Origin of the sequence: Arthrobacter sp. SRS-W-1-2016, from assembly GCF_002009585.1 — a bacterium.
In the GTDB taxonomy this organism is placed as follows: domain Bacteria; phylum Actinomycetota; class Actinomycetes; order Actinomycetales; family Micrococcaceae; genus Arthrobacter; species Arthrobacter bambusae_A.
On the sequence record NZ_MTPV01000075.1, the window covers coordinates 1 to 15,495 of the forward strand.

Below are 15,495 nucleotides of genomic sequence, written 5' to 3' on the forward strand. Positions count from 1 at the left end.
CCGCGCCCCGGGTGGCCCCGCGGCTTCCCCGCCGGCCCCACCCCCCCGCGGGGGCCCGGGGCGCCCCCCCCCCACCCCCCCCAACCCCCCCGGGGCGCCCCCCCCCGGGGCGGGGGCCCCGCCCGTCGTCGTTCCCGCACAGCGTCATAGAACGGCGCGTACCCGCGGCAGGGGCTAAAATTCGATGATGCCTTTCCTGGACAAACTTCAGCTCTGGGCCGGTGAGCGCCCCGACGACACCGCCGTCGTCGTCGGCGGCAAGCGGCTCAGCTGGGCTGACCTTCGGGACGCCGCAGCCTTGCGCCTGGGCGGGACGCCCGCGACGGCGGTACTCGCCGAAGCGAATTCGCTGGACTTCGTGGTGTCCTACACGGCCGCGGTCGCCGGCGAGCGTTGCTGCGCCGTGCTGGACCCGTTGTGGCCGCGCGCCATGATCGATGAGGTCACCGAGAGGATCGGACAAGGCAGGCCCGCCACCGGCCCGACCGCCACAGGCGACAAGCTGTCAGACGGCGGTCCGGACTCCACGTTCCTGATCGGCCTGACGTCCGGAACGACGTCCGTTCCCAAAGCCTTCACCCGTTCACGGCGATCATGGCAGGTCTCGTTTGACGCCTCCATCGAGTTCTTCGGGCTGACCCCCGAGGACAGGACGCTCGCGCCGGGGCCGCTGTCCGCGAGCTTGAACCTGTATGCTCTGTCGGAATGCCTTTATGCCGGGGCGCCTTTCTACACCTTGGAGACCTTCGACGTCGGCGATGCCCATGCAGCCATCGGCTACGACGGCGTCACCCGACTGGTCCTCGTGCCTACGATGCTGCGCCTCCTGAGCGAACGCGGCCTGGCTGGAGGAGTGGACGCATCCGGCGTGCGCAGCATTATCTGCGCGGGCTCAAAGCTGGACGCCCGCACCCTGGATGCGGCGAGGCGGTGGGCACCGAACGCGGCAATCTTCGAGTACTACGGTGCGTCAGAGCTCAGCTTCGTTTCCGGAACGCGGCTTGCTGCCGGGGAGCCGCTCGACGCCGGTGGCACCGGAATCGGCGGACCGTTTCCCGGCGTCGAACTCAGAATCATGGACGACGGCGGCGCGGAGCTGCCCGACGGGACCGACGGGAACATCTGCGTCCGCTCCGGCATGGTCAGCAACGGGTATTTGTGGGGCGACGACGGCCAGGCGCTGCGCTGCCTTGACGGTTGGTACACGGTGGGGGACCAAGGCTACGTGGACTCCGGTGTCTTGCATATCCTCGGCCGCCGGTCCGACATGATCATCACCTCCGGGAGGAACGTCTATCCCCACGAGGTGGAACTTGCCTTGGCATCGGTCCCGGGAGTCTCGGCGGCCGTCGCGGCCGGAATGCTCGATGATGTCCGTGGCCAGAAAGTCGTGGCCGGAATCGTTCCAGCGTACGGTTCGGTAACGGCAACACAGGTCAAGACAGGCCTGGACGGCCTGCTCGCCCGGGACAAGCGGCCCCAGCGGTATTTCGCGCTGTCGGAATTGCCGGTGACGGACCGCGGGAAGGTCAGCCGCCGGATGTTGCTCGACTGGATTGAGAACAACGATCCGCGGGCGAAGCCCCTTGCCTAGCCGTGATCCGCTCACAGGGCCGGACCCTTCGCGCCAACCCGTGATCATCGCTGCCCTGCGTACACCCGTTTGCCGGGCCAACGGACAACTGAAGGCGCTGCGCGCCGAAGAACTCCTCTCCCCGGTCCTGCGCTCACTGCTGACAGCAACGGGTATTGCCGGCTCGGACGTGAACGACGTCGTGATCGGCAATGCTGTGGGTGGCGGCGGAAACCTGGCCCGGTATGCCGCCTTGGACGCCGGACTGCCGGTGGAAGTTCCCGGACTGACCGTGGACCGACAGTGCGGCTCTGGACTCGACGCCATCGCGCTGGCGTCCCGTCTCGTGGTCGCCGGCGGTAATGGCGTCTTCCTCGCCGGGGGAGTGGAGAGCATCAGTACCGCTCCCTTACGTGCCAGGCGGAACCAAGACCCCGACGGCGAGCCGGACTTCTACACCCGCGCCACCTTCGTGCCGCCCGGGTTCGGGGACCCGGACATGGGGGTGGCCGCTGAAAACGTAGCGCGGGAGTGTGGCGTCAGCCGCGGACAACAAGACGAGTTCGCGTTGCGGAGTCACCAGCGCGCCGTCGCTGCCGGTGCCGCCGGCGCATTTGCCCCCGAAATTGTCCCCGTGCAAGCAGGAGACGCCGTGGTGCAAGCGGATGACGGACCGCGGGCTTCACTCAAGGCCGTACTCATGGCCCGCTTCCCGCCGGCATTCGTACCGGGCGGCACTGTGACGGCCGGAAACTCGTGCTTCGACGCCGACGCGGCCTCCGCCGTCGTGATCACCTCACTGGAGCGGGCACGTCAACTGGGCGCCGCCGACGGACTGCTGGTCCTGGGCTGTGACACCGCGGGCGTGGACCCGGAACTGCTGGGCATCGGGGCGTCAGTGGCGGCCAAGCGCTTGCTGGCGGAGCTTGGTCTTGAACCCGGGGAACTGGACCTCGTGGAATTCAACGAGGCTTTTGCTTCGCAGACCCTCGCGTGCCTTGGCGCGCTGGGAGTGGAACCGGCACGGGCGAACCTCGACGGCGGCGCGTTGGCCCTGGGACACGCTTACGGTGCGTCCGGGGCTGTACTGGTGACGCGGCTGCTGGCCCAGGCGCGCAGGATGGCCGGAGCGCAACCGGGCCGGGAGAGCCTGGCGCTGGCGATGATCAGCATCGCAGGCGGAATGGGCACCGCGGCGATGTTCCGCTACGCGCAGTTGCAGGGCGATTAGTCTTCGGCGTCGCCAAGGCCGCGCGCGGCCAGGGCATCGCCGGTCTGCCGGGCATAGGCAACCGTGGTGATGAATACCGGCAACACCAGGGCGCGGGGATTGCGTTCAAGGCCGCGCGCCCGGGCTGAGTCGCGGACATCGGAAAATGCGCCGGCGATGAATGGAAGGCTGCGCAGCATGATAGCGATGGTCAGCGCGAAGCGCTCAGGGTCCGCTCCGAAACGCTTGAACGGCTTGGACAGGGCCACCACTCCGTCCAGCAATGCTTGCACGGGAGTCGTGACCGTCAGTACCGACGCCGCCACGACGCAGACAAGCACATTGAGCACAATCCGCGCGGCGACAGGGCCGCCCAGTTGCCACCACTGGAAAGCGCCGATCGCAAGGAGGATGGGCGTTACGAGCCACACGGAGCGCCCGAGCCGTTTGAAGCCCGCCCCGCTCAGCAGGAAAAGCCCGCACATCACTGCGAGGACCACTGCCGAGACAAGCCAATCGACAATGAGGAACGACGCGAGGCCGCAGCCGGCAACCAGCAGGAACTTGAGCCATAGGGGAGTGCGGTGCACGATCGAGTCGCCCCGCACATAGTTGGGGATCAGGACCCCGTGGCCCCTCACGTCGCCTCCACCTTGTCCTGCGGGGATTCAGCCGCGCACAGCGCGCGGTAGTGTTCGACGGCGGCGGTTGCTCCGCCGTCGAACACTATCCGTCCGCAATCCACCACGAGGGCGCGATCCGCTTCGAGGGCAAGGTCGAGATCGTGGGTGGACATGATGATCTGTTGCTCCAGGCCCGCAAGGGTCCGCCTGAGCAGCTCCCGGTTGCGCAAGTCCAGCAGGGTCGAAGGTTCGTCGAGGACCAGCACGGCAGGGTCCACCGCGAGGACGGCCGCGAGGGCGAGCAGTTGGCGTTCTCCGCCGGAGAGCTCATAAATACTCTGATCGGCGAGGTCCAGGATCCCGAACCGTTCCAGCACGGCTTCCGCACGGGCAGCACGTTCTGTCGAGTTCTTGATGGAGCGCCGCAGGGAGAGTTCCACGTCTTCCCGGCCGGTCGGCATGACCAACTGCGACAAGGGATCGGTGAAGACGAAGCCCACCTGGCTGCGGACCTGGCGAACGTCCCGAACGCTGTCTGCGCCGTTGACGCTGACGGTGCCTTCGCTGGGAGCCACCAGGCCGTTGAGCAAGCGCAGCAAGGTGGATTTTCCCGAGCCGTTGGCCCCGATGACCGCGATGCGTTGCTCGGTGAGTTCCAAGGAGACGTCCCGCAGCAAAGTCTTGGGCGCCGGACTGCCATCAACGGCTACATGCACAGAGACTTCGCTGAGAATGATGGTGTTCATCTACTGATTGTGCCCGCTCTATTTGACGCGGCGGACCAGGATGTCCGGGAACGCCTTGTGTAGCGAGACCGCAATGATCGCCGCCAGGACGTTCTTGATGATGTCCCCGGGGTAGTAAGGCAGGTCGGCCAGGAACGCCTTGGCGAAGTCGAACTTGCCGTTGACCATGAAGCCAAGCACTCCGAGGCCGTGGATGAGGACGATGGTGCTGGCCATCGCCGCGGCAAACAGGAAAACGGTGCGGTACTTGACGGTCTTGCGGATCACGATGGCCGCCAACCAGCCGGTTGCGGCCGCCGCCAGCGGAAACGCAATGATGTATCCGGCCGACGGTGTCGCCAGGATACCAAGCCCGCTGCGACCCCCGCTGAAGATCGGCAGTCCCGCGAAACCGAGCAGGGTGTAAAGGCCGACGGCGGCAAAACCGCGCCCGCCGCCGAGCACGAGGCCGGTCAGGATGACGGTGAGGGTCTGCAGGGTGATCGGCACGCCGAGTGCGCCGACCGGAATACCCGGAATCAGCGTTGAGGCGGCCACGAGGGCCGCGAATACCGCGATGAGGCCGATGTCCGTGGACGTCCAGCGGGTGCGGGGGGAGGTTCGTCGCGTGGATGCGGTTTCGGTGCTGCTCATGGTGTGTCCTGTCTCTGCCTTGGGGGCGGGTGAATCCCTGAAACCGACACTACAGAGCAGCCTGACACGGAATTTTGTAGGGTGTCCACGAGCAGCACCACAAGGCCTTGGGCCCTAGGTACAAAGGCGGTGCTGCTCGCGGGCGGAGTCCTGGCTAAGCTTCGACATCCTCGGCAGCCGGGGTGAAGCCCGCGCGGTCCACCTTGCGGTGGTAATGCATACCGGCGAGTCCTCCCAATGCCGCGGCGATGAGGGTCACTGCTGCCACCACGATGGCGGCGACGATGCCGATGGTGCTGAGCTGTCCCTCATTCACCGGAATCCTCGGGAAGCTGTTCACGCTGGCGAGGATATTGAACCGCGGTCCGGCGAACAAGCCCAGCAAGGCCACCAGCACGGCGACGATAACCGCCCAAAACCAGACCATGAATCCTTGCCTGACGCCGTTGAACCGGGCCATGCGTCCGGCAACGTAGCCGCCGCAATAATAGGAGAGGAACAGGATCACCAAGAGCGCGATGATCCCCGCGATGCCCACGGGCTGCGATGACGCGAGGTTCGCCGCATCACTGACGTTCGCGTTGTTGGCGAGTCCGACGGCGATCCCCGCGGCTGCGAGGAGGGCGACCAAAAGCACTGCCATTCCGGTGGCGGTCAGCCAGCCGAAAAAGGCGGAGCCGATCTTGATTCCGCCGAACTGCTCCTTTTCGCGGGCGATGACGGTCTCGCGGGTGGCTGCGGCGGGGTCGGTAGCGGCTGGAACTACCGGATAGCTGCTCGTTTCGTCCACGTAACCGGAGCCGCTTCCACGCACATCACCTACCCGCTCGTTCCGTGGTTCAGCGGCGTATGGGACTTCATCGTGGGCGCGCTCGGCCCGGACGTGCTTGCCATCGGATCCTGCTGTACTGCTCATCGAGAGCCTCCCTCGCAATTGTCCTACCTTCACCTAACCACGCGCCGAAAATAGTAGCAAGGGTACTTACTATTTCCTGATCGTCCGCGCCCGCCCTCGCCGCTGGCGAGTGTGGGACCTTGCGGGCGGTAGAATCGTAAAGGCCGTTTGTTCGGCCCTTCCACTTCAGCCGCGCCGTGACCTCCGGTGCTGCGGGTGTTCCCCATTGAAAGGCATCCCCCGAATTGATTACCGTCCAGGAACTCGAACTGCGCGCCGGCGCCCGCCTGCTCATGGACCAGGTGAGCTTCCGCGTGGACAAGGGGGACAAAATCGGTCTGGTGGGACGGAACGGTGCGGGCAAAACGACCCTCACCCGAGTCCTTGCCGGCGAGGGACTGCCCGCTGCGGGCAAAGTCGCCCGCAGCGGTGAAATCGGCTACTTGCCCCAGGATCCGAGGACTCCGGACATGGAGCAGCTGGCGCGCGACCGCATCCTTTCCGCCCGCGGGCTCGACGTGGTGGTGGGAAAGCTGAAGCAGGCGCAGACGGACATGTCCAGCGAGGACGCCACCGTTCAGCGCAAAGCCATGAACCGCTACGACCGTCTCGAGGCCGAGTTCCTCGCAGGAGGCGGTTACGCGGCCGAGGCCGAGGCTGCTGCTATTTCCTCCAACCTGGCTCTTCCCGAGCGGCTCCTGAACCAGCCGCTCAAGACCCTCTCCGGCGGCCAGCGCCGCCGCGTGGAACTGGCCCGGATCCTTTACTCGGACGCCGAGACCCTTCTCCTGGACGAACCCACCAACCACCTTGACGCAGACTCCATCACCTGGCTCCGCGACTTCCTCAAGGGCCACCAGGGCGGGCTGATTGTGATCAGCCACGACGTGGAGCTCCTCGAGGCGACGGTCAACAAGGTTTACCACCTGGACGCCAACAGGGCGCAGATCGACTTCTACAACATGGGTTGGAAGCGCTACCTGCAACAGCGCGAAACCGATGAACGCGCCCGCAAGCGCGAACGCGCCAATGCCGAGAAGAAGGCCCAGGTCCTCATGGACCAGGCCAACAAGATGCGTGCCAAGGCCACCAAGGCCGTCGCGGCGCAAAACATGGCGAAGCGTGCCGAGCGGCTGCTCGGGGGCCTCGAAGCAGTCCGCGAGAATGACCGCGTGGCAGCCTTGCGTTTCCCGGATCCAGCTCCGTGCGGCAAGACTCCGCTCACGGCAGAAGGGCTGAGCAAGTCCTACGGCTCCCTGGAAATCTTCACCGACGTGGACCTGGCAATCGACCGCGGCTCCAAGGTGGTCATCCTGGGGCTCAACGGTGCAGGCAAGACCACCCTCCTGCGGATGCTCGCCGGGGTGGACAAGCCCGACACCGGCGACATCGTCCCGGGCCACGGGCTCAAAGTGGGCTACTACGCCCAGGAACACGAAACCCTGGACCACGACCGCACCGTGCTGGAGAACATGCGTTCATCCGCTCCGGACATGAAGGACGCGGAGGTCCGCGGGATCCTCGGTTCCTTCCTGTTCTCGGGCGACGACGTCGACAAGCCGGCTGGCGTGCTTTCCGGCGGTGAGAAGACGCGACTGGCCCTCGCCACGATCGTGGCCTCGAGCGCCAACGTGCTGCTCCTGGACGAGCCCACCAACAACCTCGACCCCGCCAGCCGCGCCGAGATCCTCGGTGCCCTGCGGAACTATTCCGGTGCCGTCGTCCTCGTCAGCCACGATGAAGGCGCCGTGGCGGCGCTGAACCCGGAACGCGTCGTCTTGCTTCCGGACGGCGTCGAGGACCACTGGAACGAAGACTACCTGGACCTCATCACCCTCGCTTAGGGGAGCGGGTCAGGGCATTTCCCACGGCACGGAGGCAAGCGGGCGGCCTAGTTCGATGTAGCTTTTCAGATTCGACAGGACCGCCGACCAGCCGCGGCTCGCAATGGCGAGCTGTTCGTCGTCGGCAATGTTCCTGTGATGGACGGTGAGCCGGGCAATGCCGTCATGTGATTCGATGGTGAAAGTGACCACATCGGGCTTCACCACCTCCGGAACCGAGGGATCCTCCCACGTGTTCACGAGGCGCGCCGGCGGCGTCGCTTCGAGGATGGTTCCCACGACGTCGGCAGTTCCCGAGCCATCCGTGCGCTGGTGCTCCCAGCGTGAACCTGCCTTCCAGTCCGAGACATTGGCATGGCCCCAGTACTCGGCGCTTTGGGCTGCATCCGTCAGGGCCGTCCAAATCTGGTCCGGGGTTCCTTCGATGTACGTGACGTAGGTGTATTCAGCCATGCTCACCAGCCTAGCCGCAGGGCGGGCCGGATCAACGCCTCAGCGGACCTTCAGGGGCTGGGCGGCCGTAATCCGTTGGAGTTCGCCGTAGCTGATGGAGAACATCGAGTTATGGTCACCCGCGCCGGCCCAAAGTAGTGGGTGCTCCTGGAGCGAGATGTCGAGGATCGTTCGTATGGGCTGCGGGTGTCCAAGGGGGGCTACGCCGCCCACGGCTTGGCCGGTGTGCTCCAGCACGAACTCAGGGCTGGCACGGCGGATCCTGGCTGTTCCCAGGGAGGCTGCCACGAGGGCGGTGTCCACCTTCGCGGCCCCGCTCGCGAGGATCAGCAGGGGTGCACCGTCAAGTTCGAAGACCAGGCTGTTGGCGATGGCCGCAACATCGCAACCGAGCAAGGATGCTGCCGCAGCCGCGGTGGGGACTTCGTCGTCGAAAGTCCGCACCGTGTCTTGCGCGCCGGCGGCGGTCAGCGCCGACTTCACATTCAGGACGGGGGCGGGGGCCGCTTCAGTACCCTTGTGCATCCAGGATCGCGTCTTCCTCTTCTTCGGCCGTCGGCCGCTTCGATTTCCGGGGTGCGGGTGCCTTGCGACGAGGCATCGCGCTGAGTTCTTCCTCTTCCTCTTCTTCGTCCTGGGCGTCGATCAGCGCGTTCCGCGCCTGTTGCCTCGCCGCGTAGCCGAAACCCACGAACATCAGCACGCCGAAGGCGAACCATTGCAAGGAGTAGGAGAGGTGGGTGCCCTCGTCCGTGGCCGGTTTGGCGAACGGCGCGGGCATCACCTGGGCAGCCGGCGATTCCGAGGCCAACTGCCCGTAGGCGCCGGTCAAGATGGGGTAATGAAGTTCCGCGGCGTAGGCAGGAAGATCGATCGATTGCAACTGGCCGTCTACCGCGCCGCGGCCCAGGTCGGCTTCCGAAGCCTGCAAACGTACGACGACGGTGACGTCGCCGGCCGGCGGGGCCGGGATGCTGTCCGGGTGGCCGGGAGTTTTGTTTCCGATGGGCAGCCACCCGCGGTCCACCACTACGGCGTCGCCGCTCGACAAGCGGAACGGGACCACTACCTCGTATCCGGGTTGGCCATTGAGGGGACGGTTACGGACAACGCGTTGGCCCGAAACGTCATAGCTCCCATGGAGTTCCACCTGCGCCCATTCCCGTTCAGGGTCCAATGATTGGAACTGTGCCTTGGCAGCCGAAAAGGGAAGGGGGGTGGCCGAGTAGTTGTTGACGACTCGATTGATTTCCGCCAAGGTCTCTGCCCTGCGGTCCATCTGCCAGCGGCCCAGCAAAACGCAGCCGGTGGCAAAGACCAGGGCCAGGACGAAGTAGCCCAGCCACTTGCTGGAAAAAAGAAAACGATACATTCAGCGGGCCTCGCCTGTGTCAGTGGTCTTGTCGAAAGGTACTGTCTCTTTCCACAGGCCTCGGGTCTGCAAGTAGTCCTCCAACCATTCCCGGTGCTCATCGCAGGACAACCACACCTTGCGGCGCTCCGGAGTATGGATACGGGGATTGTTCCACAGGAGCTGCCACGTGGCAGCCGCGCGGCATGCCTTGCGCGAACATACAGCCGCAGGCGAGCCATCGGGCCCGGCGTGCTGTTCATTCTCCAGCCCCAGCCCGCCCAAAGTGAAGATGTTCATGAAGCCGCCTGTTCTTCCCCGCTGAACGGATACGTGCGTTTTACGCCGCCGGTGTAGTCATCGGGTTCCGGGGCGGTAGCGTCCTCGCCGCCAGTGTCGTCGTCGATGAGTTCGCCCTGCAAAACGGTGACGGGCGCCGCGGGCGGTTCCCCTTCTTCTGCAGGCGACGCTTCCAGCTCCACGGCCGGGACATAGTCCAACAAGGCATCGCTGTGGACTTCGGCTTTGTCGCTGCCGTTGGCGATCACCACGGCAATCCAGGGCAGGAACACGGCACCGGCAACGGCGATGATCTTGAACCAGCCGTCGACCACGAAAATGAGGATGAGGCACACCAAGCGGATACCCATCGCCACGGCGTACTTGATCATCCGTTCGCGCATGTCGTCCGAGTGGGCGGCAGCGGCGTCGGTAATGCTGTGCACCACGGGGTCACCCGAAACGGCGTCCGGATCCCCTGGCGCCTGCAGGGGACTGCTATCTCTTGTCACGGCTGATTCATCACGCTCCAACGGCTCCCCTCAATTCTCTCACCCCGGAACGGGCCTCCCAAACCGCGCCGGGCGCAGCTACCCGCGGCCACGGTCTCGCGGCGGCTAAGATCGATGCAGGAAATCACCCACTTTCAAGCGGCATATTGCTGCCGCGGAACTCTGGAGACCAGCATGTCTGAAGCAGTATCAAACGCCCGCAGTGTCCTGATCACGGGCGGAAACCGCGGCATCGGCCTGGCTATCGCAGAGGCATTCCTCGCCAACGGCGACAAAGTTGCCGTGACCTACCGCAGCGAAACACCCCTTCCCGAGGGCATCCTCGGCGTCAAGGCAGATGTGACCGACGAGGCCTCCCTCGATGCCGCGTTCAAGGAAGTCGAGGCGGCCCACGGGCCTGTCGAGGTTTTGGTAGCCAACGCCGGAATCACCAAGGACACGCTTCTCCTGCGCATGAGCGAGGACGATTTCACATCCGTCATCGACACCAACCTCACGGGTGCCTTCCGGGTCATCAAGCGTGCATCGAAGGGCATGATCCGTTTGCGCAAGGGGCGGGTTGTGTTGATCTCTTCCGTGTCGGGGCTCTACGGTGCCCCGGGACAGATCAATTACTCGGCCTCGAAGGCGGGCATGGTGGGCATCGCCCGTTCCCTCACCCGGGAGCTTGGCAGCCGGGGGATCACCGCGAACGTGGTGGCACCGGGTTTCATCAACACGGACATGACCGCGGAGCTTCCCGAGGACACCCAGAAAGCCTATTTGGCGAGTGTTCCGGCAGGCCGCTTCGCCGAGGCATCCGAGGTCGCCAACGTGGTCCGGTGGATCGCCAGCGATGAAGCCGCATACATCTCCGGTGCTGTCATCCCCGTGGATGGCGGCCTGGGCATGGGGCACTAGATCACCAATCCCGCTGGCATGATTGACTCGGGACTTATGGAACGTGGATGTTTTGCACAAGTCGGATGTTTTGAACAAGTTGGACGCTTTGAATAAAGGAGCACGAATGGGACTGCTGGACAACAAGACGGCAATCGTCACCGGTTCTTCGCGCGGCATCGGCGCTGAAGTAGCCAAGATCCTGGCCGGCGAGGGCGCTGCCGTCGTCGTCAACTACCGCCAGAAGGCCCCCCGGGCCAACAAGGTAGTGGGCGAGATCCAAGCGGCCGGTGGCCGTGCTGTCGCCGTCGGCGCGGACCTGACCACCCAGGAAGGCGTCCAGGCGCTGGCCAGCGCGGCCATGGAGGAATTCGGTTCGCTGAACGTCCTCGTGCTCAACGCTTCCGGCGGCATGGAATCCGGCATGGAAGAGGACTACGCCCTCAAGCTGAACCGCGACGCCCAGATCAACATGCTCAACGCCGCTGTTCCGCTGATGCCGGAGGGTTCCCGCGTGGTGTTCGTCACGAGCCACCAGGCGCACTTCGTCGAGACCGTTCCCACGATGCCCGAGTACGAGCCCGTAGCCCGCAGCAAGCGCGCCGGCGAAGACGCACTGCGTGAACTGCTTCCGCACCTTGCCGACAAGGGCATCTCGCTCGTGGTGGTTTCCGGTGACATGATCGAAGGCACCGTGACTGCGACCCTGCTGGACCGCTCCAACCCGGGCGCCATTGAGGCCCGCCGGGCCGAGGCAGGCAAGCTGTACTCGGTGGAGGAATTCGCCGCCGAGGTGGCGAAGATGGCCACGGCCGACGTTGAGAGCGGCCACACCGAATACGTCGGCGGCGCCGACTACTTCGGCAGGAGCGCTTTTTAGGTTGCAAACACGAAAGAGCGGCCGGGACTGTCTCTGAAATACCCGGTCCCGGCCGCTCTTTCGTTGCGTGTGAAATGCCGCCTAAACGCCGGCGATATGGCGGACCGCGTCCAGGTACGGCATGTTGATGGCGGCATCGGCTACCGCCCGGACGGCAGGCTTGGCGTTGAACGCCACACCGATGCCCGCCGTGCCCAGCATGTCGAGGTCATTGGCGCCGTCGCCCACCGCGATGGTGTGCTCCAAGTCGATTCCCTCGGCCGCTGCCCACTCGCGAAGGTACTTCTCCTTCGCGGCGCGGTCGATCACGTCGCCAAGCACCTTGCCCGTCAGGAAGCCGTCAACGATCTCAAGTTCATTGGCGATCCAGTAGTCCAGGCCGAGTTCCTCAGCGATGGGCCGCAGGATCTGGTTGAAGCCGCCGGACACCACCGCCACCGTATGGCCGGCTGCCTTGAAAGCGGCCACGAGTTCCGCGGCACCCTCGCTCAGGCGGACCTCGGCGCGGACGGCGTCGACGACGGCGGACGGCAGGCCTGCAAGGACCGCCACCCGGGCATGGAGGCTTTGTGCGAAGTCCAGTTCGCCGCGCATCGCGGCCTCCGTCACGGCCGCTACTTCTTCGCGTTTCCCGGCGTGTGCGGCCAGCAGTTCGATCACTTCCTGCTGGATCAGGGTGGAGTCCACATCCATGATCAGGAGCTTGCGCGAAGCGTCACGCAGTGCGTCGGTGACGATCGCGGTGTCCATGCCCGGTGCCGCGGCCTCGGAGACCCTGCGCCGGATGCCTGACAAGTCTGCGACAGTAGCCCCGTCAACGGCCAGGCCCATGGTGTAGACCCCGAAGCGTTCGTCGCCGGATTGCGACTCCGACGTGAGGGAAGCCCCCGAACCGGACAGCACCTCGCGCAGGTGTTCAAGCTCCGGAAGGGACAGATTCACGCCATAGCTGACGGCGGTCAAGTTCGAACTCATGGCTGCAATCTTAGCGAGCGGGGAACCGCCGCCCGAACTCGTGTTTCATTCACGCCATCGCGCAAACCATGTGACCGGAGTTCCAGTTATCTATCGCCCCTGTTTTTGTCCTAGTGTCTACTCCTATGAGTGATGTTCTGGAATTGGCTTCCGTCAGTGTTGTCCGAGGTACCAAGACCCTGTTGGACAAGGTTGACTGGCAGGTCAATGAAGGCGAGCGCTGGGTCATCCTCGGTCCCAACGGTGCCGGCAAGACCACTCTTCTCCAGATCGCTGCCGCCCGGATGCACCCCACGAGCGGGAAAGCCGGGATCCTTGACGAGACACTGGGCCGCGTGGACGTCTTCGAGCTCCGCCCGCGCATCGGCCTTTCCTCCGCAGCCTTGGCCACCCAGATCCCGGAGCAGGAAAACGTGCTGAACGTTGTGGTCACCGCCGCTTATGGCGTAACCGGCCGCTGGCGCGAAGGATACGAGCGCGACGACGAGCGCCGCGCCTTCGGCCTTCTCAACGAGTGGGGGATGGGCCCGCTGTTGAACCGCTCCTTCTCCTCGCTTTCCGAAGGTGAGCGCAAGCGGGTTCAGATCGCCAGGGCGCTCATGACCGATCCTGAGCTGCTCCTGCTCGACGAGCCGGCCGCGGGCCTGGACCTTGGCGGACGCGAAGAGCTCGTCCACAAGCTGGGTGAGCTCGCCCGCGACGAGGACGCTCCCGCCATGGTCCTCGTGACCCACCACCTTGAAGAAGTTCCTCCGGGATTCACCCACGCGATGCTGCTTCGCGACGGCGGCGTGGTTGCCGCGGGACCCATCGAGGAAGTCCTGACAGCAGAACACCTCAGCAACACCTTCGGCCTGCCCCTGGACGTGACCGAGAACTCAGGCCGCTACACGGCCACCGCCCGCCGCTAGGCCGGGCAGCGAGAATCAGTGGAGATCCTTAGCGGCATCCTGGTCTTTTTCGCGGGCTTGTGGGCCGGAACCATCAACAGCGTTGTCGGCTCCGGCACGCTCGTGACGTTCCCGGTCCTCATTGCCCTCGGCTACGCACCCGTCACGGCGACCATCAGCAACGCCATGGGGCTTGTCGCAGGCAACGTGACAGGAGCCTGGGGCTACCGCCACGAACTCAAGGGCAGGGGCAGGCAACTGCTGCGCCTCTTGCCGGCGTCGCTCCTTGGCGGGATCACGGGTGCCTGGCTGCTGCTGCACCTCCCGGAGAAGGTCTTTTACTACGCCGCCCCCATCCTGATCGTCGTCGCGCTGCTCATGGTGCTCTTCCAGCCCAGACTCCAACGGTGGGTTCAGGACCGGGCAGGCAACCCCGAGCACGCCATCCACGACAAGCGCCACACCGTGGTCCTGGTGGTCCTGGTGTACCTCGCCGGGGTCTATGGCGGCTATTTCGTGGCGGCCCAGGGCATCCTGCTGGTCGGCATTCTGGGTGTCTTCATGACGGGCACCATCCAAAACGCCAACGCCATGAAGAACATCCTTGTGTTGGCCGTCAACGTGGTGGCAGCCTGCTCCTACCTCCTGTTTGCCTTTGGCCGGATCGAATGGCCTGTCGTGGCCGTCATCGCGGTCAGTTCATTGATCGGCGGACTGGTGGGCTCCAAAGTGGGACGGCGTTTGAAGCCCCTCGCGCTGCGCATCGTAATCTTCGCGCTCGGCATCGTGGCCCTCGGCTTCATGATCGCCAACCTGCTGAAATAGGAACCCGTGACCTTCCACTACCTCGAAACCGCTGACGACCCGCGTGTTGCCGACTACACCCAACTGACGGATGTCCACCTCCGCAAGCTCCGCGAGCCCGTCGAAGGCATGTACATCGCAGAGTCGTCACGGGTGCTGAGACGCGCCCTCGCGGCCGGGCACCAGCCCCGTTCCTTCTTCCTGGCGGAGAAATGGCTGGAAGACCTCGACGACGTTTTCCAGCAGTTCCCCGAGGTACCGGTCTATATCGGCAAGGCTTCCCTGCTCGAGGAAATCACGGGATTCCATCTGCACCGCGGTGCCATGGCTGCCATGCATCGGCCCGCGCCGGTGCCCCTTGAGGAACTCCTGGCCGGGGCACAGCGCGTGGCGGTCCTCGAGGACGTCGTCGACCACACGAATGTCGGCGCCATCTTCCGTTCCGCGGCCGCGCTCGGAGTGGACGCCGTGCTCGTGTCCCCGCGCTGCGGGGATCCCCTGTACCGCCGCAGCGTCCGGGTGAGCATGGGCACTGTGTTCCAGGTTCCCTGGGCGCGGCTCGAGTCCTGGCCGGGTGACCTTGAACGGCTCAAAGAGCAGGGCTTCACCGTCGCCGCCATGGAGCTGACTGACGACGCAGTGGACCTCGACGATCTTGCCGCCAGCAATCCCGGAAAGCTCGCCCTCGTCCTCGGCACCGAAGGCGCGGGCATGAGCCCGGAGACGCTCGCCGCCGTCGACCTCGCCGTAAGGATTCCCATGCGCGCGGGCGTCGACTCGCTCAACGTCGCTGCCGCCTCGGCCGTGGCCTTCTGGGAACTGCGCCCGCGCGACTGACGCGGTTGGTTCAAGCAAGGTGCGGTTTCCGCTATGATTGATTGTTGGCCCGGCACTGGGTATCTGTTTCAGTGCGCGGACCGAATCCATTCATACCTGGCAGCTGGCAAA

The 15,495-nt window shown here is 65.1% G+C and carries 18 protein-coding genes; 8 read left to right on the forward strand and 10 right to left on the reverse strand.

Going from position 1 to position 15,495, the window contains the following annotated elements; genetic code table 11:
- Positions 1–187 precede the first annotated feature (187 nt).
- Positions 188–1,594, forward strand: a complete 1,407-nt coding sequence (locus BMF89_RS20200) for an AMP-binding protein (protein ID WP_078108866.1) — start codon at positions 188–190, stop codon at positions 1,592–1,594.
- 40 nt (positions 1,595–1,634) lie between these two features.
- Positions 1,635–2,804 carry a thiolase family protein gene (locus BMF89_RS20205; RefSeq protein ID WP_078108833.1) on the forward strand — a complete coding sequence of 390 codons (1,170 nt, stop codon included), beginning with the start codon at positions 1,635–1,637 and terminating at the stop codon, positions 2,802–2,804.
- Here BMF89_RS20205 and BMF89_RS20210 read toward each other — a convergent pair.
- The 4 genes from BMF89_RS20210 to BMF89_RS20225 all read right to left on the reverse strand — a co-directional run bounded on the left by BMF89_RS20210 (position 2,801) and on the right by BMF89_RS20225 (position 5,701).
- The gene (locus tag BMF89_RS20210) at positions 2,801–3,424 is read right to left on the reverse strand and encodes an energy-coupling factor transporter transmembrane component T (protein WP_078108834.1); all 624 of its coding nucleotides are present in this window, start codon (positions 3,422–3,424) and stop codon (positions 2,801–2,803) included. The genes BMF89_RS20205 and BMF89_RS20210 overlap by 4 nt on opposite strands.
- Complete coding sequence (locus tag BMF89_RS20215; RefSeq protein ID WP_078108835.1) at positions 3,421–4,152, reverse strand: ABC transporter ATP-binding protein; 732 nt, start codon at positions 4,150–4,152, stop codon at positions 3,421–3,423. The genes BMF89_RS20210 and BMF89_RS20215 overlap by 4 nt, the downstream gene beginning before the upstream one ends.
- An 18-nt stretch (positions 4,153–4,170) precedes the next feature.
- Complete coding sequence (locus BMF89_RS20220) at positions 4,171–4,785, reverse strand: biotin transporter BioY (protein WP_078108836.1); 615 nt, start codon at positions 4,783–4,785, stop codon at positions 4,171–4,173.
- Positions 4,786–4,939: 154 nt separating this feature from the next.
- Positions 4,940–5,701, reverse strand: a complete 762-nt coding sequence (locus tag BMF89_RS20225) for a hypothetical protein (protein ID WP_216353860.1) — start codon at positions 5,699–5,701, stop codon at positions 4,940–4,942.
- 224 nt (positions 5,702–5,925) lie between these two features.
- On the opposite strand from BMF89_RS20225, the gene abc-f reads away from it, so the two are divergent.
- A complete protein-coding gene (abc-f, locus tag BMF89_RS20230) occupies positions 5,926–7,524 on the forward strand; it encodes a ribosomal protection-like ABC-F family protein (protein WP_078108837.1) in 1,599 nt (532 codons plus the stop codon).
- A gap of 9 nt (positions 7,525–7,533) precedes the next feature.
- On the opposite strand, the gene BMF89_RS20235 is transcribed toward abc-f, so the two are convergent.
- From BMF89_RS20235 to BMF89_RS20255, 5 genes are read right to left on the reverse strand one after another with little or no spacing between them, the layout of a single operon-like run.
- Positions 7,534–7,977 carry an SRPBCC domain-containing protein gene (locus tag BMF89_RS20235; RefSeq protein ID WP_078108838.1) on the reverse strand — a complete coding sequence of 148 codons (444 nt, stop codon included), beginning with the start codon at positions 7,975–7,977 and terminating at the stop codon, positions 7,534–7,536.
- Between the two features lie 39 nt (positions 7,978–8,016).
- Positions 8,017–8,502: a YbaK/EbsC family protein gene (locus BMF89_RS20240; RefSeq protein WP_078108839.1), complete on the reverse strand. Its 486-nt coding sequence runs from the start codon at positions 8,500–8,502 to the stop codon at positions 8,017–8,019.
- Positions 8,486–9,349, reverse strand: a complete 864-nt coding sequence (locus BMF89_RS20245) for an SURF1 family protein (protein WP_078108840.1) — start codon at positions 9,347–9,349, stop codon at positions 8,486–8,488. The genes BMF89_RS20240 and BMF89_RS20245 overlap by 17 nt, the downstream gene beginning before the upstream one ends.
- Entirely contained in the window at positions 9,350–9,628 is a 279-nt protein-coding gene (locus BMF89_RS20250) for a hypothetical protein (RefSeq protein ID WP_078108841.1), read from the reverse strand.
- Complete coding sequence (locus BMF89_RS20255) at positions 9,625–10,140, reverse strand: DUF3099 domain-containing protein (RefSeq protein ID WP_078108842.1); 516 nt, start codon at positions 10,138–10,140, stop codon at positions 9,625–9,627. The genes BMF89_RS20250 and BMF89_RS20255 overlap by 4 nt, the downstream gene beginning before the upstream one ends.
- Positions 10,141–10,293: 153 nt before the next feature.
- Between BMF89_RS20255 and BMF89_RS20260 the strand changes: the two genes are divergently transcribed.
- On the forward strand, positions 10,294–11,019 hold the full coding sequence (locus tag BMF89_RS20260; RefSeq protein WP_078108843.1) for a beta-ketoacyl-ACP reductase: 726 nt from the start codon (positions 10,294–10,296) through the stop codon (positions 11,017–11,019).
- 106 nt (positions 11,020–11,125) lie between these two features.
- Complete coding sequence (locus BMF89_RS20265; RefSeq protein WP_078108844.1) at positions 11,126–11,878, forward strand: SDR family oxidoreductase; 753 nt, start codon at positions 11,126–11,128, stop codon at positions 11,876–11,878.
- Between the two features lie 81 nt (positions 11,879–11,959).
- Here BMF89_RS20265 and serB read toward each other — a convergent pair whose 3' ends face one another.
- Entirely contained in the window at positions 11,960–12,853 is an 894-nt protein-coding gene (gene serB / locus BMF89_RS20270; RefSeq protein WP_078108845.1) for a phosphoserine phosphatase SerB, read from the reverse strand.
- A gap of 125 nt (positions 12,854–12,978) precedes the next feature.
- On the opposite strand from serB, the gene BMF89_RS20275 reads away from it, so the two are divergent.
- The 3 genes from BMF89_RS20275 to BMF89_RS20285 are packed head-to-tail and all read left to right on the forward strand — an operon-like array spanning position 12,979 to position 15,384.
- Positions 12,979–13,764: an ABC transporter ATP-binding protein gene (locus tag BMF89_RS20275; RefSeq protein WP_059389255.1), complete on the forward strand. Its 786-nt coding sequence runs from the start codon at positions 12,979–12,981 to the stop codon at positions 13,762–13,764.
- Between the two features lie 18 nt (positions 13,765–13,782).
- Positions 13,783–14,568, forward strand: coding sequence for a sulfite exporter TauE/SafE family protein (locus tag BMF89_RS20280; protein WP_078108846.1), 786 nt, complete (start codon positions 13,783–13,785; stop codon positions 14,566–14,568).
- A 6-nt stretch (positions 14,569–14,574) separates the two neighbouring features.
- Positions 14,575–15,384, forward strand: a complete 810-nt coding sequence (locus BMF89_RS20285; protein ID WP_078108847.1) for an RNA methyltransferase — start codon at positions 14,575–14,577, stop codon at positions 15,382–15,384.
- Positions 15,385–15,495 lie beyond the last annotated feature (111 nt).